Below are 24,902 nucleotides of genomic sequence, written 5' to 3'. Positions count from 1 at the left end.
GGGCTGCAGGGCCGTCCGGCGGCTGGGGCCGGTGCGGTCAGTGCTCCGCCGGGTGGTGGCCGATGGTGATACCGCAGGCGAGTGCGGCGGTGGGGCCGGCGTAGACGGTGGTGCCGGTGGACTTCTTCCACACGTTGATGAGGAAGGTGTCCGGGGAGTCGGTGGCGGTGATGCTGACGCCGTAGCCCTTGACGCCGTTGAGGGTGCCTGAGCCCTGGTAGCGGGCGCGGGAGCCGGTGACCACCAGCCAGTCGGACGCCGTGGAGCGGAACTTGAGGCCCGCTGCCTTGAAGTCGAAGGCGATCCTGCCGGTGGGGGTGGTGGCGTTCCTGCCGTAGGAGAGGTCGAAGGAGAAAGCTGCCTTTCCGGTCAGCCGGGGGGAGGCGGGGTAGGCGCCGGCCGGTGAGACGAAGGTGCCGGTACCCGCTGCCGGGCCGGCCGCGCGGTCGTAGACGACCAGGTCGGTGAGGGTCCTGGAGGTGGCGGCGCCGTCGTCGTCGGTGACGGTGACGGTCGGGTGGTAGATGCCGGCCTTGCGGTAGGTGTGGCCCGCGCGGCATGAGGTGGGGGCTGTGCCGTCGGCCCAGTCGGCGGAGCAGCTGAGGGTGTCACTGCGGCCCGGGTCGGTGTAGTGGACGGTGAGGGTGGTCTTCGCGCCCACCGACACCGGCTTGGCGGGCCCGGTGGCGTCGCGGATCACCGGGGGCGCGTTGGTGACGGTGACGGAGAGGGTGTCGCTGCTGCGGCCTCCGGTGAGGGTGACCTCGTAGGTGCCGTTGTCGGTGCAGGTGATGGCAGGGGTGAGGGTCTTGGCGTGGGCGATGGCGCACGGGGCGCCGGATTCGGCACGCCACTTCGGGGTGACGTCCGCGCCGGAGAGTGTGCCGGTGAGGGCGATGGCGCTGCCCTCCGGCCCGGAGGTGTCGGGACCGGCGTGCGCGACGGTCACCGGGGCGACGCCGGTGAGGGTGGGGACCACCGGCTTGATCAGGCCGTCGGCGTCGAACTCCAGCTTGTCGATGGTGGTTTCGCGGTGGGTGCCGTCACCGCCCGGGATGGCGAACCGGTGGTAGGCGATGTACCAGTCGTCGGTGCCGGGGACCCGGACCACCGAGTGGTGGCCGGTGCCCTTGATGCCGAGTGCCACGTCTTTCGACAGGATCACGCCGCGCTTGGTCCAGGGGCCCAGCGGTGAGCTGCCGGTGGCGTACGCGACCTGGTAGTTCTCGTCGCCGGTGTCGTTCTCCGACCACATGAAGTAGTAGACGCCGTGCCGCTTGATCGTGAACGCGCCCTCCCGGAATCCGTCGGGAGTGATCGTGGTGACCTTGGAGGTGTCCAGGGAGATCATGTCGTCGTTCAGCGGGACGACGTACGCGCCGCCGTTGCCGAAGTAGAGGTACGACGTCCCGTCGTCGTCGGTGAAGACCGCCGGGTCGATCATCTGGCCGCTGAACTTGCCTGCCGCGAGGAGGGGTTTTCCGAGCGCGTCCTTGAAGGGGCCGGTCGGGGAGTCCGAGACGGCGACGCCGATGTTGGCGTCCGCGCAGAAGTAGAAGTAGTACGTGCCGTTCTTCTCGGTGATCGTCGGCGCCCAGGCCCGGCTGTCGGCCCAGGAGACGTCCGGGCCCAGGTCGAGGATGACGCCGTGGTCCGTCCAGTGCACCAGGTCGGTGGAGGAGTAGGCCTTGAACTGGGTGCCGCTCCACCCGGGGAAGCCGTCGGTGGTCGGATAGATGTAGAAGGTGTCGCCGAAGACCACGATGTTCGGGTCGGCGTTCAGGCCGGGCAGTACGGGACTTCTCATCTGCATCGCCTGTACGGTCCAGACGCGGGTCGCGCCGTCCGAGCCGGTGACGGTGTACTTGACCGGCTTGGTGAAGTTCCGGACCGTGCCGGAGGCGGGGCTGATGGTCGCGCCGTTGGCCAGGGTGAACTGCGGTGCCAGAGCGGTGAGTTCGGTGCCTTCCTTGACCGGCAGCACGATCCGGCTCTGGGTGTCGGTGACGATCGCGTCGGTCTTCAGCTCGGGCAGCGTGGCACTGGCGATACCGGTGGTGTTACCGCTCAGCTCCAGCACCTCGGCCGCGGACAGCGCGCGGTTGTAGATCCGGAAGTCGTCCACCTGGCCGGCGAAGTAGGGGTCGGCGGCGTACAGGGACTTGCCGATGTAGCCGCTGTAGCCCTTCGAGGGGTCGTAGAGATCCGACGGCTTGATCGTCACCCCGGTGGTCCGGGCCACCTGCACCCCATTGAGGTAGAGGACCGCGGTCCCGGTGGCGCCGTTGAGGGTGACGGTGATGTGCTTCCACTGGCCGGCGGTGAGCTTCGAGCCCGCGGACAGCTTCGACTCGGCGCCCCAACTCCCGGTGGTGACAGCCGAGTAGAGGCTCCCGCCGCCGTTCGACGGTGTCGCGAAGAGGTACTTGTCGCTGTTCGGGCCGAGGCCGAAGAGCCACTGGTTGACCGCCGTAGACGTCGGGTCCCACTTGGCGTAGGTGGAGACGGTGACGCTGTCGGTGTCCTTCAGCACGCCGTTCGGGATCTTGACGTACGGCGAGGTGGTGGAGGAGCTGGATCCGCCGCTCATCACGAACGAACCGCCGTGGACACCCGTCCCGAAGGCCGGGGTGTTGACATAGGTGCCGTGGTTGCCGTGGCCGCTGGAGTCCCGGACGACATTGCCGGACGTCTCGTCGAAGTCGTAGCGCAGGACCAGTCCTGGCGGGATGTCGGTGCCGCCGTCCTTGGACACCGTGACATGGGCCTGGACGCGGAGCGTGGCGCCGTCCGGCAGGGTGCCGTTCACGGTGAACGTCCCGGCCGAGGCGTACGCCGATGCCGGGACGTCGTCCCAGACCACCGGGACCGGGCGGGTGATGCCGTCGGCGTACTGGGCGACAACGGTCGCGGGCAGCACCGGCGCGCTGCCGACGGCGGTGGAGACGGTGACGTCCTCGGCGCTCTCCACCAACTGGTCGGGCTGGTAGGCGCGCAGCAGCCGGTTGTACTCGGCCTGGGTGACCGGAAGTACGGTGCCGTGGCGTGGCGTGGATGGCAGCGAGTAGTCGGTGGACGGGGTCCAGACGCCTGAGTCGAGGTCGGTCGTCTCGAACGGTAGGTAGCCGCGGCCCCCGAACTCGTCGAGGAAGAGGTACCACTTCTCCTCGGTGTTGGACTTGAAGACCAGCGGTCCCTCGGCGGCGCTCATCGCGCCCTTGCCGATGCCCTCGGCGACGGGGTCGTAGTCGGCGTCGAGGATCGAGCCGGCCTTCTCCTCGAAGATGAACTTGCTGTTCGGGGAGGAGGAGCTGTTGTTCCGCTCGTCCTTGGAGAAGCGGTAGTACTGGCCGTCGTGCTCGATCATCGTGGAGTCGATCACCGAGTAGCCGCGGTCGATCCACACCTTGGGCTTGCTGAAGGTGCGGAAGTCACGGGTGGTGGCGTACATCATGCGGTTGTAGGTGTCGCCGGTGTGCGCGTCGTTGTCGTAGATCTTCGACGCCCAGAAGACGACGTACGAGCCGAGGGACTTGTCGTAATACGCTTCCGGCGCCCAGGTGTTGCCGGCCTCCTTCGGCGAGACCGTCACCAGCCGCTGGTCGGTCCAGTGCACCAGGTCGGTCGACTCCCACACCATGATCGCCCGGCTGCCGGTGCGCTGCGCGGCGTCCCAGTCGCCGTTGCCGTAGATCCGCAGGTCGGTGGCGATCTGGTAGAACTTGTCACCTTCGGGAGAGCGGATGATGAACGGGTCGCGCAGCCCCTTCTCGCCCAGCGTCGAGGTCAGCACCGGGTTGCCGTTGTTGATCTCCCGCCAGTTCAGCGGGTCGTTGCCCTTGCTCAGGCCGAAGCGGACCTGCTCTCCGTCGGCGGTGCCCTCGCCGGTGAAATAGCTGAAGAGGTAGCCGGACTTGGCTTCCGGCACCGGGAGTTCGGGCACCTTGGCGGTGAACGTGCGGGTCGCGGACGCGTCGTCGCGGGTGACGGTCGCGGTCAGCTCGACGGTGGTCGAACCCTCCCCCGCGGCCGGGCGGTTGACCACCCCGTCGGCGGAGACCACGGACGGGTCGGCGGACGACCAGTCGACCGTGGTGGAGTAGTCGCCGGTGGCGGGCAGCGTCAGGTTGCCGCGTACGTCGTCGATGTTCGGGACGGTCAGCGAGGCGGCCGCCTGGTCCACGGCGTGCTGGTCGTCGAAGTCCGCCAGCACGGTGATGTGGAAGGACTTGGTGTCGGTCACCGCGCCCTTCTTCAGCGTCGCGGTGAGCGTCGCGTGACCGTCGGGCTCACCGCTCGCGGGGCGGGTGACGGTGCCGGTCGCCGACACCACGGACGGTGCGTCGCTGGACCAGCTGATCGAACTGCCGCCCGCCGTACCGGCGGTGGGCAGCGTCAGGTCCGACACGACGGCGTCGGTGCCGTCGCCGAGGCTCAGCGCGGCCTTGTCCCGCGCGACCCCGTCAGTGGCGATCGGCAGCGCCAGCTGCTCGACCTCGGAGGCGTCCAGCGCCCGGTCGTAGACCCGGAAGTCCTTGATCTTCCCCTTGAAGTACTTGTCGCCGGAGTAGAGCGAGCGGCCGATGTAGTTGGCGGTGGTGGTGCCGCCGCCGATCGAGCCCGGCGTGATGCTGACGGCGGTGTTGCGGGCGACCTCCACACCATCGTCGTAGAGCACGCCGGTGCCGCTTGCCGTCTGTGTGTAGGAGAGGTGCTTCCACACGGTGCGCGGCAGGTTGTACGAGGCGGCGGGCGTGGTGGTCTGCTCGGTCGACCAGTTGCCGGAGGCGATGGAGGTGCGGAAGGTGTTGCCGGTGGTGAAGAGATAGCCGTTGCCGTTGGAGCCGCTGGAGTTGCCGAATCCGTAGATGAAGTACGGGCTGGCCTGCGCGGAGTCGATCTGCACGTCCAGCGACACGGTGATCGCGCTCATGCCGCTCAAGATGTTGTCCGGCACCTTGACGTAGGTGTCGGACCCGTTGAGGGTGAGGCCGTCGCCGGCGTTCCAGCCCGCGGTGCCGTTCACGGTGCCGTCGCGGCCGTGGCCCGAGGAGTCGGCGGCCAGTTGGCCGGAGGCCGCGTCGAGTTTGTACCAGAGGGCGAGGCCGTCGGTGATCTCCGAGGAGTCCGCGGCGGCTGCCGGGGTCGTGGCGTGTGCGGTGGTCGGCAGCAGCGTCACCCACATCGCGGCGAGGGCGACCGCTGCGAGCCTGCGGCGGCGGGACCGGCTTCGGGGCGCGCTCCAACCTGCTCTAGACATGACAAATCGATGCGACATCGGCGGGTTTTCCTCCACGGTTGATCGGGGGCAGAGACAAGCCGCCGGTGCGGCATTTCGACGAAGTGATGTTGTGTTTCGAGAGTGTCAAACGGTGTGTCGTACAGCGTCAAGAGGCGAGAGCGGATGTGCGGCCGGTCGGACGATCCGACGTGACGCGGAAGGGATTTGAGTGAGCGTGTGGAGCCGATTCGGCGGGCGGGATGACCGGATCGGCGGCCGGTCGAACGGGCCCGGATCAGCCTGGCGTCCGCCGACGGCGGGTCGAACGGGGGCGTCGTGCGGGCCGTTGCCGTGGTGGTGAAGACGGCGAGGAAGTGGCGCGGGGACTCCTCGCTACGGGACGGGCGGGCGTCCTTGGGGCACCGGCCACATCGGTGGGCCGAAGACCGACCTGGTCCTGAGTGAGGTGAAGCGATATCAGCTCACCCGGTGCGCGAGGCGGGCACAGGCCGGACGAGCAGCTACGACGCCGCCGGGAAACGCCCCGCACCAGCGCCCGGTCAGACAGTTGTCGGCTCTCCTCCGCCCCTCTTCCGCAGGGCTTGGGCCGCGACGGCGTCGAACTCGGCCGAAGCCGTCGCAGGGCGGGCCGGTGGCCGGCCCGCCCTGCGAGGCGGTATGCGCGAGCAGTTGTGTCAGGCGGGCGCCTCGTTGACCGAGGCTGTCACCTCCTCCGCCCCGAACTGCGCCTCGGGCTCGGACGCGGCGGGTGGGGGTACGAGCATCAGCCGTAGCCCCAGGGTGGCGCAGAGGGGGCCCAGGGCGCACATCGCGGCGGCGCTGACGAAGGCGGCGTCCAGGTGGCCGGCGTCGTAGCCGAAGCCGCCGAAGTACGTCGCGAAGAGGGAGGCGAAGCCGAAGAACATGCCCGGGATGAGGGCGAAGGGCTTGAGCCGGCCGGTGGCCAGCAGGGTGCCGTTGACGACGAAGATCACCACGGCCAGGGCGAGGGTCTGGGCGAACGCGCCGGTGCCGAACATGGTGCCCGTCTCGCGATTGAGGAGCACGGCCACCACTCCGAATCCCGCCCCGGTGGTGGTGGCGGTGACCATGGCGATCGCGTTGGAGCGGCTCGGACCGCCCTGGAGGAAGGTTCCGGCCCAGGTGATGAAGATGGCCCAGGTCGGCATCTTGAGCGGGCTCATCAGCAGGAAGACGGTGGCGAAGGCGACGATCGAGGCGCTGACCTCGTGCGGGAGTCTGATGCGTCCGATGTGCATGACTATGCCAATCCACCGGGCTTGGCCAGCAGTTCCTTCAGACCTGTGTCGATGAACTCGGTGTCCTTGGGGTTGCTGCCGTGGCCGGCGAAGTGGCCCCAGATGCCGGGGATCACGCGGAGTTCGGCGCCGGGTATGTGGCTGACGGCCCAGGCCTCGTCCTCCGGCGGGAAGTAGAGGTCCTTCTCGGCGGGCATGTCGAGCGTGGTCGCCCGGATCGAGCCGAGCGCCGCCTCGGTGTCCCCGTCGAATCCCGGGGTGAGCCCGACATCGCCGTTCTGCCAGGTCCAGAGCATGGTGAGGAGGTTGTTCGGGTCGCGGCCGTCGAGGAAGAAGCCCTCCCAGAAGCCGACGAGGAAGTCCTCCAGGGAGGTGTAGCCGAGTTTCTCGTACTCCTTCTCCCAGTAGAACGCCTGCGAGAAGCCCCATCCCGCGTACACCCGGGCGAGCGCCCGCAGTCCGGTGGTCGGCCACTTCCCCTCGTACCAGCCGCCGTTGTAGACCGCGTCGGCGGTCAGTGCGGCCTTGACGCCCTCCAGGAAGACCTTGTTGTGGAGGCTGGTGCGCGGGGAGCCGCAGAAGGGGGCGATCCGCTCGACCATCTCCGGGTGGCTGACGGCCCACTGGTAGGTCTGCCCGGCGCCCATCGACCAGCCGGTCACGAGCGCGATCCGCTCGATGCCGAACTCCTCGGTGACCAGCTTGTGTTGGGCCTCGATCTGGTCGTACACCGTGATGTGCGGGAAGCGGGCGCGGTCGTACGGTGGCGGGGTGTTGCTCGGTGAGGTGGACAGGCCGTTGCCGAGCATGTTCGGGACGATGATGAAGTACTGCTCGGGGTCGAGGGCCATGCCGGAGCCGATGAGCCACTCGTTGTCCCAGTGGCGGCCGGAGTACCAGGTGGGGTAGACGATCACGTTGGACTTGTCGGCGTTCAGCTCGCCGTACGTGGTGTAGGCGAGGGTGGCACCGCGCAGGGTGGCGCCGTGCTGGGTGGTGAAGTCGCCCAGCTGGAAGGTGAGATGGTCGCGCATGAGTGGAACTCTCTTTCTTTGAACGGGAGTTACGACGTGACGGCGCACTGGCCGCGGTCGGCCTTCCTCGGTCCCTCGGCCGTCGGCCGGATGTCGAAGTCGAAGATCGCGGTGGGCAGGTAGAGGGTGCTGCACGCGTTCGGGATGTCCACGACTCCGCTGATCCGGCCCTCGATCGGGGCCGAGCCGAGCAGGAGGTAGGCCTGCTCGCCGCTGTAGCCGAAGGTGGTGAGGTAGTCGACGGCGTTGAGGCAGGCGTTGCGGTACGCCATCGTCGCGTCGAGGTAGTGGTTGGTGTCCGTGTCGTGGTCGACGGAGATGCCGACGAACGAGATGAACTCCGTGTACTGCGGCGCGACGTTGCCGGGCATGAAGATCGGGTTGGTGGTGACCCCGTACTTCTCCATGCCGCCCTTGATCAGGTCGACGTGCAGGTCGATGTAGCCGCCCATCTCGATGGCGCCGCAGAAGGTGATCTCGCCGTCGCCCTGGCTGAAGTGCAGGTCGCCGCCGGAGAGCAGGGCGCCGGGGACGAGGACGGGGTAGAAGACCCGGGAGCCACGGGTGAAGTTCTTGATGTCGTGGTTGCCGCCGTTCTCGCGAGCCGGGACCGTGCGGGCGCCTTCGGCGGCGATACGGGAGGCGGCCTCGCCGCTCGCCGTCCCGGCCAGCGCGTTCTCGGCCAGCGGCGGCAGGGCGAGTGCCGGCACCCGGTGCGGGTCGGTGTCGATGAGGGCCTGCTCGCGGGCGTTCCAGCGGGCCAGCAGTTCGGCGGAGGGCGCGGTGCCGAAGAGCCCGGGGTGGGTGATTCCGGTGTAGCGGACGCCAGGGATGTGGCGTGAGGTGGCCTGTTGGCCGTGGAAGTCCCAGACCGCCTTGTACGAGTCGGGGAAACGGTCGGTGAGGAAGCCGCCGCCGTTGTCCTTGGCGAAGACACCGGTGTAGCCCCAGCCCTGCCCGGAGCCCTCGCCCTGTGTCTGCGGTACGGGGCCCAGGTCGAGGATGTCGACGACGAGCAGGTCACCGGGCTCGGCGCCCTCCACCGCGATGGGCCCGCTGAGCATGTGGGCGTGGCTGAGGTCGACGTCGCGTACGTCGTTGGCCGAGTCGTTGTTGCCGATCTGGTTGTCGGTCCAGTCCCGGCACTCGATGCGGAAGTCCGAACCCGGCTTCACGGTGACGGCGGGCGGGATGTCGGGGTGCCAGCGGTTGTGGCCGGGGACCTTCTGGTCGCGCATGGACATGGCCTGGTCGACGCTGAAGACGACTTCGGGCATAGGACTGCCTCCAAGAAGAGGTGGGTCGCGTTTCGGGCAACAGGCTTCAGGGCTTGGGCAGTTGGGCCTGTCGGGGATCGGCTGCCGAGGTTGGGTGACGGCGAGCCGGCGGTACCTCGGTGACGACGCGCGGTTCGTGGGCGCTGGCCTCCTGGGACTGGAGGGCTCGGGCCAAGGGGGCGCCGGTGCGGGCGAGCATCGGAGCGGTGAAGACGCGGCGGGACCGCTCACCGCAGGTTTCGCATGGTTCGTCGGGGAGAGCGCGGCCCATCGGACGGATCACGTCGAAGGTTCCGCAGCCCGGGCAGCGGTACTGGTATGTCGCCATGGACAACTCACTTCCAAATGCTTCGAGATGAAAATATTTCCATCCGAAGCAATTCGGCAAGAGTTCACCGCGTTACGTGCACGTAAAAGGATGGTTGCGCCGCTGTGCCGCCTAGGGCAGCTGCTGGAGCACGTCCCACTGCAGCCCGTCGGCCGCGGCGAGGAACACCCGCTGGTGCAGGTGGCGGTCGCGGATCTGGACGGTGCCGCGCGGAGTCTCGTACTCCAGGCCCTCGGCGGTCTCCTGGATCCTGTCCATGTCCGCGCCGCCCGCCCGGCGCAGCAGCTCGGTGAGCATGCGCACGCCCTCGTAGCAGGACTCGCCGAGGCTGTTGAGCACCGGCGCCGCGGGGCCGAACCGGCGTCCGTACGCGGCGGCGAAGTCGAGGCCCGACGCGGTGGGCAGGTCCTCGAAGTAGCCGGCGGAGGTCATCAGTCCCCGGGTGTTCTCCGGCCCGGTCGCCAGCAGGACGTTCTCCTCGATCAGCGAACTGAACCGGATGTGGTCGCGGTCGAGTCCGGCGGCGGTGAACGCACGGTTGAAGAGCACCGCGTCGTCGCCGATCAGCAGCATGAGGACGGCCTCGCAACCACTGGCCGCGACCCGGGCCAGAACCGGACCGAAGTCCCTGGTGCCCAGCGGCACATACATCTCGTCACACACCTCGCCGCCCAGCTCCCGCAGGTAGCGGTGGGCGGCGCGGGCGGAGGAGCGGGGCCAGACGTAGTCGTCGCCGACGATCGTCCAGCGGCGGATACCGAGTTCACCGGCGAACCACTGCAGCGAGGGCCGCAGTTGACGTCCTGGAGTCTCGCCGGTCAGGAACACTCCGGGCGACCGCTCCCCTCCCTCGTAGAGGGCGGTGTAGACGTACGGCACACGGCCGTCGATGCGCGGGGCGACCACCTCACGGACGGCGGAGATGTGCCAGCCGGCCACCGCGTCGACGACGCCGCCGGAGACCAGCGCGTCGATCTCGGTCGCCACCTGCTCGGGCGGCGCCCCGCCGTCGACGAGCACCAGCCGCAGCTCCCTGCCCAGCACGCCCGAACCGGCGTTGACCTCCTCGGCCGCGAGCTGGGCACAACATTCGCAGGACGGCCCGAAGATCCCGGCGGGCCCCTGGAGCGGTATCACCAGGGCGACGTCCAACGCGTCCCGGGTCCGGCCTGCCGGAGAGCCGAGCCGGACAGCCGCCTTCTCGATCATAGGGCTCACACTACCGATTGGTTGCTACGAGAATATTTCACAGCGATAGGGAAATGACTGTAGCGTGGACCCACTCCACGCGAACCTTCTCTGCGGCGCGAGCACGATCGCTACCGCCGCAGTCCCACCCCCACACCACGACGACACTGGGCAGGGCGATGACCACGACCCCGGCGGCCGTATCCGAACTCGACTTGGCGCGAGCGCTCACGCTCGTGGAGCGGAGCGTCGTCCAACGGCTCGGTGAGGCGTTGAAGGCGGAGGGCGCGACGCTAGAGGAGTGGCGCGTGCTGTCGTTCCTCGCCGACGACACCGGTCGCGCCATGGCCGAAGTCGCCGAGTTCGCCCTGCTGACGGCACCGACCCTGACCAAGGTCGTCGACCGCATGGTTTCTCTCGGCCTCGTCCTGCGCCGGGTCGACGACACCGACCGGCGGCGCGTCCTGGTCTTCGCCTCGGAGCGGGGAACCGAGGCACTCCCCCGCTGGACCGCCGCGGTCGAACGCGAAAAGGACCACATAGTGACCGCCCTCGGCACCGAGGAGACGGCCCTGCTGCGGACACTGCTCCAGCGCGCGTCGAGGCGACTGGGCTGACATGCCCGCCCGGGGCGCCGAGGCCGGCTGCCACACCTGTCCGGCGAGATGACAACCCCACCCCCGCAGGTCGGCTGCCCCGGCGTCCGCCCGGAGGCGGAACAGGCGTGGCGTTGCCGCGATCATGCGGCGGCCGGAACAGCATGCCCATCACACCGACGATCGGCAGCGGCACGGGCACCGGACAGGGCAGCAAGCGGCAGTCGCCGCCACGCACCGCCATGCCCGGGTGCCCGGGTGCTCGGTCGGTCAGTGGATCAGTGCGGTGCAATGGTCCACGGCACGGCGGTGCTCGGCCGGCCACCTGTCCGGCTGTCCGGCTGTCCGGCTGTCCGGCTGTCCGGCTGTCCGGCTGTCCGGCCGCAGGTTCAGCGCGGGACTCCGGCGAGGTCTGCCATCAGAGCCATGTGGTAGTCGAAGTATTCGGCACGTGCCTCGATCAAGCCGTCCAGGCGACCGAACACCTCGAAGTTGATCAGGCCGAACAGCTGGGTCCAGCCGGCGAACACGCAGGCGAGTCGTTCCTCCGGCAGGTCACCCGGGTACTCGTCGATCAGGCGGCGCAGGTCGGCGCGGACAGGTTCGGGAACCGGCGCGGACTCCACTTGCTCCGCGGTGTCACCGGCGATGTCCACGAGTAGCAGGACGACCTTCGCGGCAAGGGGAACGGTCTCCGGCGGCGCGGCGTAACCGGGCACCGGGCTGCCGTAAAGCAAGCCGTACTCCGCTGGATGCGAGAGCGCCCACGTGCGCACCGCGTGGCAGACAGCCAGCCACCGGCGGCGCCGGTCGTCGCGGGGCACCGCTGCGTCGGCTTCCATCGCCGCCGTGCCCAGCTCATCGTAGGCGTCGATGATCAACGCGGTGAGCAGGGCGTCGCGGCTGGGGAAGTACCGGTACAGGGCCGAAGCGACGATGTCGAGGTCTCGGGCCACGCCGCGCAGGGACAGGTTCGCGCCGTCCGTGGCGAGGTGGCGGCGCGCGACTTGCATGATCTCGTGGCGCATCTCCGAGCGGACCCGGGCACGCAACGACGGTGCGGACATACCCCCAGTGTCGCACAGGCCGAGAACACCAGAACGAGGCGAGAACACTGTTCTTGACCCGGCTGCCACGCGTGAGTACGGTGCACCTATCCGAGAACAGTGTTCTCGCCCAAGTCAAGAGGGTGCCCATCATGTCCGTTCACGTCATCGTCGGAGCCGGCCCGGTCGGCACGGCCACCGCCCGGTTACTCGCCGACAAGGGCGAGCAGGTCCGTCTGCTCACCCGAAGCGGCGGCGGCCCGGAGCACCCGGGGATCGAGCGCCGCGCCGCGGACGCGAGTGACGCCGACGCGCTCGCCCGGCACGCCGAAGGCGCCCTCGCGCTGTACTGCTGCGCAGGCCCGGCCTACCACCGCTGGACCACCGACTGGCCACCGCTCGGCACGGCACTCCTGCGGGCCGCCGAACTCAGCGGCGCCGTGCTCGTCACAACCGGAAACCTCTACGGCTACGGCCAGGTCAACACCCCTATGACCGAACAACTGCCGCAGCGCCCCAACTCGGTGAAGGGCCAGGTACGGGCCGCCCTGTGGGCCGACGCGCTGGCCGCGCACCAAGCCGGGCGAATCCGCACGGCCGAGGTCCGCGGGTCGGACTACCTCGGCGCGGGCTCGATGAGCCCATTCAGCGTCATGGTGCTACCCAAGGTGCTCGCCGGCAGACGCGCTTCCATGCCCGCCGACCTCGACGCCCCGCACAGCTGGACCTACGTCGGCGACGTCGCCCGCACCCTGACCGCCGTCGCGACCGACAAGAACGCCTGGGGCCGCCCCTGGCACGTACCCACCGCCCCCGCGCTGTCCATCCGCGCGCTGGCCATCCGTGCCGCCGAACTCGCGGAAGCACCATCTGCCCGGGTGACCAAGATGCCCACCTTCCTGCTTCGCTTTGCCGGGCTCATCAACCCAGCCGCCCGGGAAATGCTTGAAATCCAGTACCAACTCCAACAACCGTTCATCCTCGACTCGACCGCCGCCACCGCCGCCTTCGGAATCGAACCCACTCCGACCGACGACGCACTGCGGGACACCATCAACGGCCTGCGTACCTCAGCCACACGCTGACCAGCCACTGACAACACCGTCCCCCGCGCCACGCCCGCGCGATGCTGTCCTTGGACATCAGCAACGCGGCCCGAGCCGGCGAGGTACTCGGGATCCGGGGCGTCGACCTGGACTACGGTTTCAGCTGGTAGACGACGTTCGAGAGGCGTGGTTTGAGGGCTCGGCGGGCCTCAGCCGACGTCTTTCCTTCGGCAATCTTGCGTCGGTAGTACTCCTGGCCGCAGCCGCGGAGCTGGCAGATGGCGATGATGTGCAGGGCCGAACTCAGGATCCGGTTTCCTTCCGGATTTGAGCCGGTGGCGTAGGTTCTTCCCACTGGATGCGTCCAACGGCACGCTTCCTGCGTAGCTGGCGAAGTGGTGCTCCGTAAGGAAGCGGCCGACGTCGCCGACATGACCGAGGATCTTGGCCGCGCGCACCGTCCAGAGTCCGGTCAGGGAGGTCAACGTCGAGTTCAGGTCTGGCGCTCATAGGCGGGCCACCTCCAGTCCGGTGCGTTACCTGAGTTCGACGGAGTAGTTGCTTCCGCCGAACTCCCATCCGTCGGAACCTGCGCCGATGTCCTGCTCGACGACGTCCTCGATGAAGCGGTCCTCGAACTCGTCGGCGGTGAGCTCGCCGGCAATCCAGAGTTCCTCGATCGCGGTCCAGTCGCCCCGGCTCCCGTCGATCCGCAGGGGCGGGGCGTCGCGTGTTCCGCGTACGCGCTCGTCGGTACCGGTGGTGACGGAACCGCTGATCTCGTACTGGCCGTTTCTGACGTGGTCGGGGATCGGGTCGGCAGGGACGATCGCGACGTTCTCGTAGGCGGTATGGATGAAGTCCCGGTAGCCGCGGCGGACGTTGTACTCGGGATCCGACAGCCACCTGAAGAGGGTGCCGGGCCGCACGTCGAGGCCAACGGTTTCCAGGGCTTCGTATCCGCGTCGGGTATCGCCAGAAGCATCGACAGAGCGCCCGCAGCCAGCCCGGATGTCCCATGGCGCGGCCTCTGGACGAATGGCCACCGGGGTTCGGCCGGGTGGGGTGGGTATCTTTGGACTGCCTTGCTCCGGAGTCCCAGAGGCGACTGACTGCCCATGAATTTCCGCCACCTGGCCGCTCGTTCCGATGACGCGATAACCAAGGTGTGGAGGCTTCCCGCTGCTGATGCGATGCGGGGGCACCGAGCCCTTTGGTGGAGCGTGGGACCCGCCGGGGAGCTTGCGGTCCTGTTGGTCCACCGGCGATACCTGAATCACACTCGCTACATCAAGGGGTGGATCGGATGAATGCCGGAACTCCCGTTCACGGGTGAGCTGGTCACCGTCACGGAACAGGAAAAGCGTCGCATCCTCGTGCGGGACATGGAGCACTTCCCCTACTCCCCTGCCAGCACAGTCGGCTGGTTCGTGAAGGGCCGGGGCGGTGCCGGCGGCCGGGTTCGGTGGACGCCTGGTGGATGACCTGTCCGACGATCCGCCTACGCCCTGCCGGACGTACTGTCGTGTTCCGTCGTCAGCTGGCCGCTCGCGCCGAGGTGACCGCGGTGCGGGCCGCGTGTTCGACCGTCGCGATGCCGCCCGCCATCGACGTGTTGCCGTCGGAGAGGACCGCGACGAGGTAGTGGTGTGTGCCCGAAGTGACCCGTCCGACGCTGTTGATGTCCCACAGGCCGGTGGTGCTGCGCTGCAGCCAGCCGTTCTTGAGCGCCCATCCGGCGCCGGAGTCGGAGGCCGCCGAGACACCCCACGACTGTCCGGCGGCGATACGGGTCATCAGCGTACGGATGTAGTTCCGGGACGTCGCGGTCAGCGCGGACCCGCTCGTGGACGAGGTCGTGTTGTCGGTGAACACCGCGCGCAGCAGGCGGATCTGGTCGCTCACCGTGGTGCGCGTCAGGCCCCACATGCCTCCGGCGCCGCCCACGGTCGAGGACAGGCCCAGCCGCTTGTTCACCGCCTCCAGCCCGGACGCCAGGCCGATCTCCCGCCAGAGGGCGGTCGCCGCGTCGTTGTCGCTGTGCTCGATCATCGCCTCGGCCCGGGTGCGCTCCTGCTCGGTGAGGCCGCGTCCGGCGTCCTGTGCCTGGAGGAGCAGCGTAGCGAGGATGTCGACCTTGATGATGCTGGCCGTGTCGTAGGGGACGTCCTTCCCGCGCACCTGTGGCTTGCCGGCGGGGTGGTCCAGGTCCAGCACGGCGGTCGTCACGCGTGCCTCGCTCTTTCCGGTCGGCTGCGTGGTGCCGGCTCCGGAGCGCATCGGCGTTCCGGAGCCGGCTGCCGCGGCCGGACCGGCCATGGCGATCGCGACGAGGGTGGCCATGGAACCGGTGAGGAGCGCCGCGCACAGGCGGGCACGCCTGACGCGTCGGCCGGGCGTGCTCGCGCTCGGGGTGGCCGGTCGGGGATTCGGGCGGTACGACATGGGGCCTCGGCGGTTCGGGGGCAGGGGCGGCACAGACCTGCGAACGTAGACGAATCGGCGGTTCCGTGACGTGACCGATGCCACGAAAAAGCCCTGATGGGACGATGTGTGATGACACCCACAACTCCCGGACCGCTCAGGATCGGCGTGTTCGTCCATGCCGTCGAGAGGGACTCCGCGAGACGCCCCGTGGCGCCGGCCGCCGCCACTGCGGACGATACGCAGGGCAACTTTCAGTCCCTGCGGGTGAGGCGCGGAAGGGCCGGTGGCCGGAGCGGAGATCACAGGCTGTTTGTGTTCTTCGCAGCGGGGCGGCGCCGTGCGTTTCACCCCCCGCCGCCCGTACGGCCGCCACGCTGTCCGTCCACGACGCCCTGGCAGCCCTGACAGCGATTCCCGTCCGGGACCGGGGCCGCACCGGCTACAAGCACGCAAGGTCTGAGCACTGAGCGCTGGACGGACGAGGACAGGACCGGTTGCAACACCGCGTGTGCACCAAATGCTGCCCGCCGCGACACGGGCACCGGTGATGCCTCGTGCCGGCCAGATCAACGGCGGCGGAGGATGCGAATCCCGGGTTATGGCTCCGGCATGACGGAGGCGGAGTGGCGGGTGGTGCGGCCGTTGCTGCCTGTTCCGGACTGGCGAAAGGGGCGGGGCGGACGCCCGGAGGGTTATTGCCACCGTGTGATGCTCGATGCGGTGCGCTATGTCGTGGGTTCGTCAGGACGGGCAGGGCGCGCAGGAGTCGCGTCACGCGGACGAGGTCGGTGCGGAGTCTGGCGAGGATCCGCCAGCTCTTGAGGTGGGCGAAGCCGTGTTCAACGGCGGCGCGTCCGGCGGCCAGCGGTCGGCACACGGTTCGCCTCCTTCTGTACGGCGGTCAGCTTGCGGTAGCGGATGGCCTTGCAATCGGTGCCGATGACCAGGCCGTTGGGGTCCTCAGGCTCGTCCACGCCGACGAAGCCCAGGTCGGCGAGCGCGCCGAGACCGGCCGCCTTCAGGTGTTCGACGACATGAGCCACGTAACCGTCCCCCCATACACACCAGTCCCGCGGACCTTTGGCGCACCGGACAACCCCCGTCGCTGATCCGATCTGCTTCCTCGCGTACACAGTCGGCCAGATTTCAACTATGCCGTTCCGTGTTGCTCGCGTATCAATGGGGATCGCAAGTTCCGACGGACCGTCAGATTCGATCCCCCGCAGTGTGCCCGCACCCACTCGGCCCGGGGTCGCCATCCCACACATGGCACTCCCACCCACGGGAAGGGAACACGACTCCCATGAAGCGCTTAACCACAGGTGCGGCACTCACGGCTGCGGTCATTGCCGCCACGACGCTGGCCCTCGCGCCCTCCGCGTCCGCCGCCGTCACTCCAGGCTCCGCCACCATCACCGCCGCCTGCGGCATCTTCGGCGGCGGCACGGCCACACTGACCGCGACCCAGGTCAGCAGTACGTCAGCCACCATCACCCTCAGCTCCTCGGCCATCACCACGCCGCTCGCCCTGTCGGCGAACTCCATCAGCTCCACGCTCACCATGACCAACTCCACCGGCGCCAACCGGGTGTTCAGCGGCACCGTGAACCCGGCCATACCCGCCGGCGGCGCGGTCACCGTCGGTCCGCTTCCCGGCACCGTGGCCGTCGGCGACAGCCTGGACTTCTACAAGGGCTCGCTGAAAATGGTCATCTTCGGCATCTCCGTCACCTGTACGTCGAACGCCGCCCAGGTACCTGGGCCCTTCGTCTTCAGCTGAGCCTGCCGTGAGTGAGTGATTCGTTCCGGGTGCCGCAAGGACTGATGGACCTGACGATCCGTCATATTCTTGCGGCATCTCCACCGACTTCCTGGAGCCGCCGCACCCGCGCCTGCGGAGAACCGAACTGTCGCTCCGGGCGGACGACGCCCTGGCCGCACCGGGATCAGACCCCGGCAGGTTTCCACCCGGAGCGATGTCGTACCAGTCGACAGACTCCCATGAGCGCCGCCCACCGCGTGTGCACCCCCGAAGACACGCTCGGCGTTCTCGGCACCGGAAAATCCCTGTTCAGACGGCGCACCGGAGCAACGACCCCGCCACCCCATGTCACACCTGGCTCTCATAGTCACGCGAACCCACACCGGCGAGATCCGGGCGACCGCAGCCCTGTCACACCTGTTCGCCCCCGCGCAGTCACACGGCCGCCGGTCCCCCCACCCACCACCACGAACACCAGGAGAACGCTTCCCGCCTGGGTGACGGTCGGCTGCTACGGGCCGTGAATCGCCCGCGCGGAGGGCGGCACGTCCACGCCGATGCAGCTGACCCGCTCCCGCAACGCCCGAGTCCGATCGCCGAAACGGTATGCGCAGCCCGGTGTGGATGCTGTCGTCCGACACGTCGCCGAACGCGCCCCCTGCCGCCTGTCGGCCCAGGCGAAGCCGAGCGCATCAGGGCCGCAGGCTCATCCCGTTGCCCCTTTGGCGCGGATCTCGGTCCCACCCCGCTAAAGCTGCGGGCGTGAGGTACAGCGAACTCGAAGCCGGCATCCTCCAGCGAGACGGTGACCCGCCTGGTGCGACCGACACAGACCCCCGCCCGCGCGAACGTCCTGACATTCAGCGCCGCCGAGCTGCACGACGAGCTGGCGACGGTCTATGACAACATCCTCGCCACAGCGGAGATGGCCGCCGAATACAACCGCATCCGCCGACTGCTGGGCCCTGGCACGAAGTAGCGGCTCCGGACACGTAGGGGTTCCGGACACACTGTGCGCGGTCCCGGAATCCAACCCGCGATCTCCCCCACCCGCTCCGCACGCAGAATGCGACACGAGTGCGATACGACCTCTCATACGCTCACCCCGACGATGCGGGCCACCGGCGGGATGCCCGTCACCGTTCAGTCCCCGACCCGTACCAGCCCGCTCTCGTAGGCGAAGATCACCGCCTGGATCCGGTCCCGGAGGCCGAGTTTGGTCAGGATCCGGCCGAGGTGGGTCTTCACGGTCGTCTCCCCGACGAAAAGGCGGCCCGCGATCTCGCCGTTGGCCAGTCCCCGGGCCACCAGGGCAAGGACGTCCCGTTCCCGCTCGGTGAGAGCCGCCAGACGGCCACGCTGGGCGGACACGGACGCGGGGGCATGCAGGACGAAACGTTCGACCAGGCGCCGGGTCAACGAGGGCGCCACCATGACCTCGCCCCGCAGCACCGCACGGACGGTCACCAGGATCTCCTCGGCGGGGGCGTCCTTGACGAGGAAGCCGTTCGCGCCGGCGCGCAGGGCCGCGTAGGCATACTCATCGAGATCGAAGGTGGTGACGACGAGTATGCGGGGCCCGTCGGGCTGCGCACAGAGGTGCTCGGTCGCTGCGAGCCCGTCCAGACCGGGCATGCGTACGTCCATCAGGACGAGGTCCGGCTTCAGGGCGGCCACCCCCGCGATCGCCGCGTCGCCGTCGGCGGCCTCACCCACCACGGTGAGATCGGGCTGGCTGTCGACGACCATGGGCAGCCCCATCCGGATCAGTTCCTGATCGTCACAGATCAACACCCGGGACGATGACACGGTGCGCTTCGAAGTCGGGGTCGGGTCGGTCATGGGGTCGCCCTGGTGGGCTCGGGCCCGCCAGGGCGCAGGGTCGCGGCGACCCGGTAGCCGCCGTCGGGTGTGGGCCCGGCGTCGACGCGCCCGCCGTACAGGGCGGTGCGCTCGCGCATGCCGGTGAGTCCGCGACCGGACGGGAGCGGCGGGGCGGGACGCCCGGCGGCTCCGGCCGAGTTCTCCACCTTGACGCGGACCAGCCGCCCGGGCCCCTGTCTGCCGGTGTCGACCCGCACATGAACCGTGGCGTCCGGCGGTGCGTGTTTGACGACGTTGGTGAGCGCCTCCTGCACGATGCGGTACGTCTGCACAGTGAGATCCGCCGGAAGGCCGCCGTACTCTCCGCGAAGGTCCAGCAGGGCGCGCCTGCCGCTCGTGTCGAGGCGTTCGACCAGCCGCCGCAGATCGGCCGCGAGGTGTTCGGCAGCCGCACCGGAGCCTGAGTCGCCGATCGAGGCGGCGTCCGTTTCGGGGGTACGCAGCACCTCCAGCAGCCGGCGCAGTTCGCCCAGTGCCTCACGGCCGGTCGCGCTGATGACGCCGAGCGTGCGATCGACGACGGCGGGGTCGACCTGCCGCATCAGCCGGCCGCCCTCGGCGTTCAGCACCATCACGCTCACACTGTGCGCGAGGACATCGTGGATCTCCCGGGCAATGCGCGCCCGCTCCTCGGCGACGGCGACCCTGGCCAGGGCGAGGCGCTCCGACTCGGCGAGCAGGGCCCGCCGCTCGAACTCGGCGATATAGGCGCGCCGGGCACGGACGTACTCGCCGAACACCCAGGCCCCGGCCAGCAGGAGCCCCACCGCGAGCGGAGTGAGCCAGGCCCCCCGGGCGCCCGGGGGGCCGTAGTCCCGCTGCCACGCGGGAATCCACAGCAGAACACAGGCTGCGGCACAGACCACTGTCGCCGCGGCAGCCATGCGCAGGCCACGCACCGTGAGGGTGGCCAGGACCGCGGCCAGGGCGACGGCGCCGCGTCCCGGTTCCTGTCCCCAGACCTGTCCGAGGTACTGCGCCCAGAACCCGGCTGTCACCAGGGCCGCGACGAGCACCGGCCGACGGCGGCGCCACAACAGGGGCAGCACCAGAGCGACGTAGACACCCGTCTGCACCCAGACCGGCTGCCACCCCGGCTGGGGGCGGATCACCGGGGGCACGGCAACCAGCACGACCAGCAGCAGGTCCGAGAGCCACGGATATCCGCGCCGCAGACGGGACAAGGTCTCGATCAGCTGTTGCACCGCCTCAAGCTACGGCCGGGGTCCGCTCCCCTGCATCGTCCTGGCGGGTGTCACGAAGTCCTCCCGCAGTCGTACGGACACCGGCTGGGGATACGACGTGCGGCCACCCGGGGCGTTTCCACCATGGGCGCCATGTCGATCACCACCGAGTTCCTCAGACGCCCCCTCATGACCGGTGCCGTAGCAGCCAGTTCACGACGGCTGGCGCACGCCATGACCGAGGGCATCGGCCTGGAGCAGGCCCGGACCGTTGTCGAACTCGGCCCGGGAACCGGGGTGTTCACCGACGCGATCCTCGCCCGGCTCACACCCGACGCACGACTCGTCGCGATCGAGCTCAACCCCGTGCTCGCGGCACGGCTGTCGGCCACCCGGCGCGACACGCGCCTGACCGTGATTCGGGGTGCGGCCGCCGAACTGACCGCGACGGTGGGCGAACCGGCCGACGCGGTGGTCTCCGGACTGCCGTGGACGGTCATGCCGCGGGAACAGCGCGGGCACATCCTGGACGCCGTGACCGAAGTCCTCACGCCCGGCGGCCGGTTCACCACCTTCGCCTACCTGCACGCGGCCTGGACTCCGCCCGCCCGCCACCTCACCGCCGAACTCGTCTGCCGCTTCGACCGGCTGGAGCGCTCGAAGGCGGTGTGGGCGAACCTCCCGCCCGCCTTCGTACACCGAGCCACCAAGGAGCGTTGAGGAACAGAGCGAGCCGGTCCTCGCATGACCCAGAAGGCGCCCGTCGCACCGCGTTCCCCGTCCACCCGACACCCCTGCTCCGCCCGATGGGGCCTTGCCGATTGTTTCCACCTGCCGGCCCGAGACTCCCCCGGGAGAACGGCGTCAGCGTCCAGAACCAGTCCGCTCCCCGAGCCAGACGTAACCGAAACGGCGGTCGGCCCGTCGGGACAGTGGGGATGCCCGTCTCGACGAAGTCTTCGACCAGCAGGTCCGTGTCCGTGTCAGGGATCAGGGATCAGGGATCAGAGTCTCGGAGAAGCACAGCTCCGCGAACGGGAAACCCGGTCCGGCTCTCCTTGAGCGGCCCAGCTACTCGATCCGGTCCAGCCGGGCGTCGAGCTCCAGGTCCGACGAGTCGTCACATTCCATCGACACGAGGTCAGTCACAGCAATCTGCGATCGTTTCCGGTCACAGCACCGGCGAGGGGTGAACTCCAAGGCGGGCATGGCCACCGGCCGATACGGTGCCGTCCAGGGGTGGCCTGGTTCGACGACAAGCCCCCTTCGTGCTGCCCTGCCGCCACCCGATACACACACCGCGCGCCCCGTCCCCCTCAGGGATCGCGGGGACGTCGCGGCCCCTCCACCGTGCCGCACCGCCATCGCCGTGCGGATACCGCCCCAACGGGCCAACGACACCCGCGGCACCCGCGAAAAGGCCATACCCCGGTGCACCCCCCAGGAGGAGAGAGCCGCGGCCCGGGCTGCGGGTGCCGTACGCCGCCATGGCCTGCCGAGGAACGACACGCAGCGAACCAACAGCAGGTCAACTCCTTGTCCCAGGACGGGCGTTACACCGCCTCCTGCCGCGTCCCGGACTCGTCCGCGGCCGCAGTGAACGCCTCGATATGGTCCTGAGCCCACCGTCTGAAGGAACGGGCCTGACGCCCCGTGACCATCTCTACGGTGTCCTCCACCCGGGCCTTGGCGCCGACCTTCTGCCGCTCCGCGCTCGCCAGAAGGGCCTCCACGACCGGCGGCGGCCAGCGTCCGCTCAGCGCGGCACGGGCCTCGTCCGGGGCCAGTTCCTCGAAACGCAGGGAGATGCCGAGCAGCCGGCCCAGCTCACGTGTCTGATCGACGGCGGTCAGGGCCCGCGGTCCGGTCAGCGTGTAGGCGTGTCCGGCGTGGCTCTCCTCGGTCAGGGCCCGTACCGCGACCTCGGCGATGTCGCGAGGGTCCACGCAGGCGTTGGGCGACGTCCCGTACAGCGCTCGGACGGTGCGCTCTTTGCGGATGGGGGCGGCCCACGACAGGGAGTTGGACATGAACGCCCGCGGGCGCAGCAGGGTCCACTGCAGGCCACAGCCGCGCAACAGGTCCTCGTTGGCGCGCTGCCGGCGGGTGATCAGGTCGTCGGCCCCGGGGTCCAGGACGGCCGCCGCGGAGAGTTTCACCACCCGCCGCACCCCGGCGGCGCGGGCGGCCGAGAGGAAGCGGGCATCGTCGTCGCCGTCGACTCGCGTGGTGACGAGAAACGCCGTGCGCACCCCCTGCAGGGCCCGGGCCAGCGACGGCGGGTCCGTGTAGTCCCCGACGACCACCTCCGCCTCCACCCCCCGAAACAGCCCCACGGCCTTCGCCGGGTCCCTGGTCATAACCCGCACGCGCAGGTCGGCAGGCAGGCCGCGGACCACTTCCCGCCCTACCGTCCCCGTCGCGCCCGTCACCAGGATCACCGGGCCCGCCACGCGTCCGGCCCGCCACGGCCCCGCCTTCCGTCGTCAACCAACCCTCCGCGCCCCCATCTCTCCATACGCTCTCCACTTTTGCCGCTTTACTGAAGATTCTCACGTTTCCCCCTTTTCCTGCCCGTCAAGTTTCCTGCCCGTCAAGCCTGCCGGGACGGGGTCGACCCGGACGCGGAAAGAGCGGATCCGCGGGTCGAGTTCAAACCGCCAGGCATCGGGCACCCGGACCGTCGCAGCACCAGAATCTCTCGATAAAACAGCATGGACGGTTTGTCCATGCCCGAAGGGCATTCCGGCACGAAGACCGTCACCACGCCGGAGTTCCCCGCGGCAGCCGACACGTGTGTGCCAGCCTCGGCATTCCCACGCTTGGGGCGTTTCGGGCCGCCTGCCGGCCGTGGTCTGGGCTCGTCGAGAGAAGGTCACGTCCGCGCAATGACGTAGTGGCGTAGTGGCGCGATCTTGCCGAGCCCTCTGCGTCGCGCGGACCGGCGGACTGGCGGACTGGCGGACTGGCGGACCAAGGGACTGATGTAGGCGCGACCTGAGAGGTGCTCGCTGCTACACAACTCGGCGGGACACCACCCGACCCGGAACGACGACAGCCAGCAACGCCTGGAGGCAGTCCGCCGAGTGGAGTCGCACCGATCTACGAGTGGCTCGTAGCCTGCTCGATTGCCCTTGCTGAACCTGCATCGAAATCGGCGAGACTCAACACGCGGCACAGCAAGGCGAGTTGCACGAGGAGACCGCGCCCGGGCTTGCACGCGGCCATGACGCCACGATTCAGGACTCTTTCCTCGTCCCTTTAGTGTTCTTCGTCTTCCTAGTCCACGCCACCGCCTCCCAGCCGAACGGCACACTGCCCACCGACAAGCCGGCCGACAACCGCCACGGGCCGACTGCCAGTGACCCTCCGTCACCTCTGAGCCCGCCCGGCGTGGGCAGCGACCTCCTCACCGTCTCCTCCGAGAGATTCACCTTCACCACCGGCCGGGCCGGCCAAGCGTCCGACCGGCCGGTCGATGCCGCCCCTGACGGCGAACTCTCAGCCTCACGCGGACTGATCGCGAACGGCAGCCACATCACCGCAATCGGCCACGCCTGGTCCACCCGACGAAAGCCCCCCGCAGCCCGGCAACCGATACGACGGAACGGCTCAACGGCGACCGCAGCGCCGTAGACTATACGAACTGGACGGTATTTTTAACGGACGGGCACCCGACCCGTGACGAAAGGGGCCCGAAGATGCCAGAGCCCAAACAGGACCGGGCCATTCGCACCCGCCACACCATCCTCATGGCCGCAGCCGCCGTCTTCGAAGAGCGTGGCTACCAAGCCGCCACCATCAGCGAGATCCTCACCACCGCCAACGTGACCAAAGGCGCCCTCTACTTCCATTTCAGCTCAAAAGAACAGCTCGCCCTGGGTGTCCTCGCCGGACAGGACCAGTCACTCGTCGTCCCTGACCGCCCCTGCAAAATCCAGGAACTCATCGACGCCACCATGCTGCGCGCCTACCGCCTCCAGACCGACCCCCTCGTCCGTGCCGGCGTCCGTCTCACCCTCGACCAACGCGCCGACGGCCTCGACCGCACCGGTCCCTTCCAGCACTGGACCGCCGTCACCAACGAACTCCTCGACAAGGCCCAGGAACAAGGCGAACTCCTCCCCCACGTCGACCCCACCGAGACCGCTCAGGTGCTTGTCGGCGCCCTCACCGGCGTCCAAGCCATGTCGCAAGCCACCACCAACTACCGGAACCTCGCCACCAGCGTTTCCGCTCTCCTCCGCCACACCCTCCCCTCGATCGTCCACTCCTCGGTCCTCACCTCCCTCGACCTCACCCCGCAACGCGGCCACGCCATTCACACCGAGACCACGGCAGCCACAGCACCGGACGAGGCGACGACGGAGGCAGCGGACAACTGACCGCTCACGGGGCCCTGTTGATCCGCCCGGCCCGCTCGTATGCGCTCGGCGCCCTTGAACCGGCCGCCGCGACCCTCGGCCGCACCGGAACCGTACGGAAGGGTCAAGTCGGCTTGCACGGCAGGGGAGTTGGCGCGGACGAGACGGTACCGGGGCGGCGAATGCGACGATCCGGCAATGCCCCGCGCCGAAGTTCCGCCCGATCAACGGGTGTTGACGTTTTTCGCAATCTTGACCGATTCGG

Annotated in this window: 21 protein-coding genes; 7 read left to right on the top strand and 14 right to left on the bottom strand. The window is 69.1% G+C overall.

Annotation, left to right across the window (positions count from 1 at the left end; genetic code table 11):
* Positions 1 to 37 precede the first annotated feature (37 nt).
* From OG407_RS47910 to OG407_RS47885, 6 genes are all read right to left on the bottom strand, one after another.
* The gene (locus OG407_RS47910; protein WP_405867566.1) at positions 38 to 5,260 is read right to left on the bottom strand and encodes a family 43 glycosylhydrolase; all 5,223 of its coding nucleotides are present in this window, start codon (positions 5,258 to 5,260) and stop codon (positions 38 to 40) included.
* 656 nt (positions 5,261 to 5,916) lie between these two features.
* Positions 5,917 to 6,501, bottom strand: a complete 585-nt coding sequence (locus OG407_RS47905) for a DUF1097 domain-containing protein (protein WP_405867564.1) — start codon at positions 6,499 to 6,501, stop codon at positions 5,917 to 5,919.
* Positions 6,502 to 6,503: 2 nt separating this feature from the next.
* Complete coding sequence (locus tag OG407_RS47900) at positions 6,504 to 7,535, bottom strand: alpha/beta fold hydrolase (protein ID WP_405867562.1); 1,032 nt, start codon at positions 7,533 to 7,535, stop codon at positions 6,504 to 6,506.
* A 29-nt stretch (positions 7,536 to 7,564) separates the two neighbouring features.
* Positions 7,565 to 8,812, bottom strand: coding sequence for a formamidase (gene fmdA, locus OG407_RS47895; protein WP_403601084.1), 1,248 nt, complete (start codon positions 8,810 to 8,812; stop codon positions 7,565 to 7,567).
* 46 nt (positions 8,813 to 8,858) lie between these two features.
* Positions 8,859 to 9,140 (bottom strand): FmdB family zinc ribbon protein, encoded by a 282-nt coding sequence (locus OG407_RS47890; RefSeq protein ID WP_405867560.1) that lies wholly within the window; start codon positions 9,138 to 9,140, stop codon positions 8,859 to 8,861.
* Positions 9,141 to 9,251: 111 nt separating this feature from the next.
* Positions 9,252 to 10,349 carry a substrate-binding domain-containing protein gene (locus tag OG407_RS47885; RefSeq protein ID WP_405867558.1) on the bottom strand — a complete coding sequence of 366 codons (1,098 nt, stop codon included), beginning with the start codon at positions 10,347 to 10,349 and terminating at the stop codon, positions 9,252 to 9,254.
* 158 nt (positions 10,350 to 10,507) lie between these two features.
* Between OG407_RS47885 and OG407_RS47880 the strand changes: the two genes are divergently transcribed.
* Positions 10,508 to 10,945: a MarR family winged helix-turn-helix transcriptional regulator gene (locus tag OG407_RS47880; protein ID WP_405867556.1), complete on the top strand. Its 438-nt coding sequence runs from the start codon at positions 10,508 to 10,510 to the stop codon at positions 10,943 to 10,945.
* 368 nt (positions 10,946 to 11,313) lie between these two features.
* Here the strand turns inward: OG407_RS47880 and OG407_RS47875 are convergent, their stop codons facing one another.
* Complete coding sequence (locus tag OG407_RS47875; RefSeq protein ID WP_405867554.1) at positions 11,314 to 11,991, bottom strand: TetR/AcrR family transcriptional regulator; 678 nt, start codon at positions 11,989 to 11,991, stop codon at positions 11,314 to 11,316.
* A 131-nt stretch (positions 11,992 to 12,122) separates the two neighbouring features.
* Between OG407_RS47875 and OG407_RS47870 the strand changes: the two genes are divergently transcribed.
* Positions 12,123 to 13,055 carry an NAD-dependent epimerase/dehydratase family protein gene (locus OG407_RS47870; protein ID WP_405867552.1) on the top strand — a complete coding sequence of 311 codons (933 nt, stop codon included), beginning with the start codon at positions 12,123 to 12,125 and terminating at the stop codon, positions 13,053 to 13,055.
* Between the two features lie 170 nt (positions 13,056 to 13,225).
* Here the strand turns inward: OG407_RS47870 and OG407_RS47865 are convergent, their stop codons facing one another.
* On the bottom strand, positions 13,226 to 13,474 hold the full coding sequence (locus OG407_RS47865) for a transposase (RefSeq protein WP_405868958.1): 249 nt from the start codon (positions 13,472 to 13,474) through the stop codon (positions 13,226 to 13,228).
* Positions 13,475 to 13,552: 78 nt separating this feature from the next.
* Positions 13,553 to 13,945 carry a hypothetical protein gene (locus OG407_RS47860; RefSeq protein ID WP_405867550.1) on the bottom strand — a complete coding sequence of 131 codons (393 nt, stop codon included), beginning with the start codon at positions 13,943 to 13,945 and terminating at the stop codon, positions 13,553 to 13,555.
* 381 nt (positions 13,946 to 14,326) lie between these two features.
* Between OG407_RS47860 and OG407_RS47855 the strand changes: the two genes are divergently transcribed.
* On the top strand, positions 14,327 to 14,500 hold the full coding sequence (locus OG407_RS47855) for a hypothetical protein (protein WP_405867548.1): 174 nt from the start codon (positions 14,327 to 14,329) through the stop codon (positions 14,498 to 14,500).
* Between the two features lie 52 nt (positions 14,501 to 14,552).
* On the opposite strand, the gene OG407_RS47850 is transcribed toward OG407_RS47855, so the two are convergent.
* Both OG407_RS47850 and OG407_RS47845 read right to left on the bottom strand, forming a co-directional pair.
* Positions 14,553 to 15,461 carry a serine hydrolase gene (locus tag OG407_RS47850; protein WP_405867546.1) on the bottom strand — a complete coding sequence of 303 codons (909 nt, stop codon included), beginning with the start codon at positions 15,459 to 15,461 and terminating at the stop codon, positions 14,553 to 14,555.
* Positions 15,462 to 16,282: 821 nt separating this feature from the next.
* Positions 16,283 to 16,486, bottom strand: a complete 204-nt coding sequence (locus tag OG407_RS47845) for a hypothetical protein (RefSeq protein ID WP_405867544.1) — start codon at positions 16,484 to 16,486, stop codon at positions 16,283 to 16,285.
* Positions 16,487 to 16,746: 260 nt separating this feature from the next.
* Here OG407_RS47845 and OG407_RS47840 point away from each other — a divergent pair, with 260 nt between their 5' ends.
* Both OG407_RS47840 and OG407_RS47835 read left to right on the top strand, forming a co-directional pair.
* A complete protein-coding gene (locus OG407_RS47840; protein WP_405867542.1) occupies positions 16,747 to 17,223 on the top strand; it encodes a hypothetical protein in 477 nt (158 codons plus the stop codon).
* Between the two features lie 799 nt (positions 17,224 to 18,022).
* The gene (locus OG407_RS47835) at positions 18,023 to 18,184 is read left to right on the top strand and encodes a hypothetical protein (protein WP_405867540.1); all 162 of its coding nucleotides are present in this window, start codon (positions 18,023 to 18,025) and stop codon (positions 18,182 to 18,184) included.
* A 164-nt stretch (positions 18,185 to 18,348) separates the two neighbouring features.
* Here the strand turns inward: OG407_RS47835 and OG407_RS47830 are convergent, their stop codons facing one another.
* Positions 18,349 to 19,047, bottom strand: a complete 699-nt coding sequence (locus tag OG407_RS47830) for a response regulator (protein WP_405867538.1) — start codon at positions 19,045 to 19,047, stop codon at positions 18,349 to 18,351.
* Entirely contained in the window at positions 19,044 to 20,294 is a 1,251-nt protein-coding gene (locus OG407_RS47825) for a sensor histidine kinase (RefSeq protein WP_405867536.1), read from the bottom strand. Before OG407_RS47825 ends, OG407_RS47830 begins: the two co-directional genes overlap by 4 nt.
* 132 nt (positions 20,295 to 20,426) lie before the next feature.
* Here OG407_RS47825 and OG407_RS47820 point away from each other — a divergent pair, with 132 nt between their 5' ends.
* Positions 20,427 to 20,993 carry a class I SAM-dependent methyltransferase gene (locus OG407_RS47820; protein WP_405867534.1) on the top strand — a complete coding sequence of 189 codons (567 nt, stop codon included), beginning with the start codon at positions 20,427 to 20,429 and terminating at the stop codon, positions 20,991 to 20,993.
* 833 nt (positions 20,994 to 21,826) lie between these two features.
* Here the strand turns inward: OG407_RS47820 and OG407_RS47815 are convergent.
* Positions 21,827 to 22,714 (bottom strand): NAD(P)H-binding protein, encoded by an 888-nt coding sequence (locus tag OG407_RS47815; protein WP_405867532.1) that lies wholly within the window; start codon positions 22,712 to 22,714, stop codon positions 21,827 to 21,829.
* 1,260 nt (positions 22,715 to 23,974) lie between these two features.
* Here OG407_RS47815 and OG407_RS47810 point away from each other — a divergent pair.
* Positions 23,975 to 24,658 carry a ScbR family autoregulator-binding transcription factor gene (locus tag OG407_RS47810; RefSeq protein WP_405867530.1) on the top strand — a complete coding sequence of 228 codons (684 nt, stop codon included), beginning with the start codon at positions 23,975 to 23,977 and terminating at the stop codon, positions 24,656 to 24,658.
* Positions 24,659 to 24,902 lie beyond the last annotated feature (244 nt).

It is taken from the genome of Streptomyces sp. NBC_01515, from assembly GCF_045040345.1.
In the GTDB taxonomy this organism is placed as follows: Bacteria; Actinomycetota; Actinomycetes; order Streptomycetales; family Streptomycetaceae; genus Streptomyces.
The sequence above is the reverse complement of the archived record's forward strand: the minus strand, read 5'-3'. Positions and strand labels throughout refer to the sequence as shown.

What these genes read in the sequence shown, in the direction of transcription:
- OG407_RS47830 (WP_405867538.1), bottom strand. Translation starts at nt 19,047, where the DNA reads ATGACCGACCCGACCCCGACTTCGAAGCGCACCGTGTCATCGTCCCGG.
- OG407_RS47855 (WP_405867548.1), top strand. Translation starts at nt 14,327, where the DNA reads ATGCCGGAACTCCCGTTCACGGGTGAGCTGGTCACCGTCACGGAACAG.
- OG407_RS47885 (WP_405867558.1), bottom strand. Translation starts at nt 10,349, where the DNA reads ATGATCGAGAAGGCGGCTGTCCGGCTCGGCTCTCCGGCAGGCCGGACC.
- OG407_RS47905 (WP_405867564.1), bottom strand. Translation starts at nt 6,501, where the DNA reads ATGCACATCGGACGCATCAGACTCCCGCACGAGGTCAGCGCCTCGATC.
- OG407_RS47890 (WP_405867560.1), bottom strand. Translation starts at nt 9,140, where the DNA reads ATGGCGACATACCAGTACCGCTGCCCGGGCTGCGGAACCTTCGACGTG.
- OG407_RS47910 (WP_405867566.1), bottom strand. Translation starts at nt 5,260, where the DNA reads ATGTCTAGAGCAGGTTGGAGCGCGCCCCGAAGCCGGTCCCGCCGCCGC.
- OG407_RS47850 (WP_405867546.1), bottom strand. Translation starts at nt 15,461, where the DNA reads ATGTCGTACCGCCCGAATCCCCGACCGGCCACCCCGAGCGCGAGCACG.
- OG407_RS47880 (WP_405867556.1), top strand. Translation starts at nt 10,508, where the DNA reads ATGACCACGACCCCGGCGGCCGTATCCGAACTCGACTTGGCGCGAGCG.
- OG407_RS47820 (WP_405867534.1), top strand. Translation starts at nt 20,427, where the DNA reads ATGTCGATCACCACCGAGTTCCTCAGACGCCCCCTCATGACCGGTGCC.
- OG407_RS47840 (WP_405867542.1), top strand. Translation starts at nt 16,747, where the DNA reads ATGAAGCGCTTAACCACAGGTGCGGCACTCACGGCTGCGGTCATTGCC.
- fmdA (WP_403601084.1), bottom strand. Translation starts at nt 8,812, where the DNA reads ATGCCCGAAGTCGTCTTCAGCGTCGACCAGGCCATGTCCATGCGCGAC.
- OG407_RS47870 (WP_405867552.1), top strand. Translation starts at nt 12,123, where the DNA reads ATGTCCGTTCACGTCATCGTCGGAGCCGGCCCGGTCGGCACGGCCACC.
- OG407_RS47875 (WP_405867554.1), bottom strand. Translation starts at nt 11,991, where the DNA reads ATGTCCGCACCGTCGTTGCGTGCCCGGGTCCGCTCGGAGATGCGCCAC.
- OG407_RS47810 (WP_405867530.1), top strand. Translation starts at nt 23,975, where the DNA reads ATGCCAGAGCCCAAACAGGACCGGGCCATTCGCACCCGCCACACCATC.
- OG407_RS47900 (WP_405867562.1), bottom strand. Translation starts at nt 7,535, where the DNA reads ATGCGCGACCATCTCACCTTCCAGCTGGGCGACTTCACCACCCAGCAC.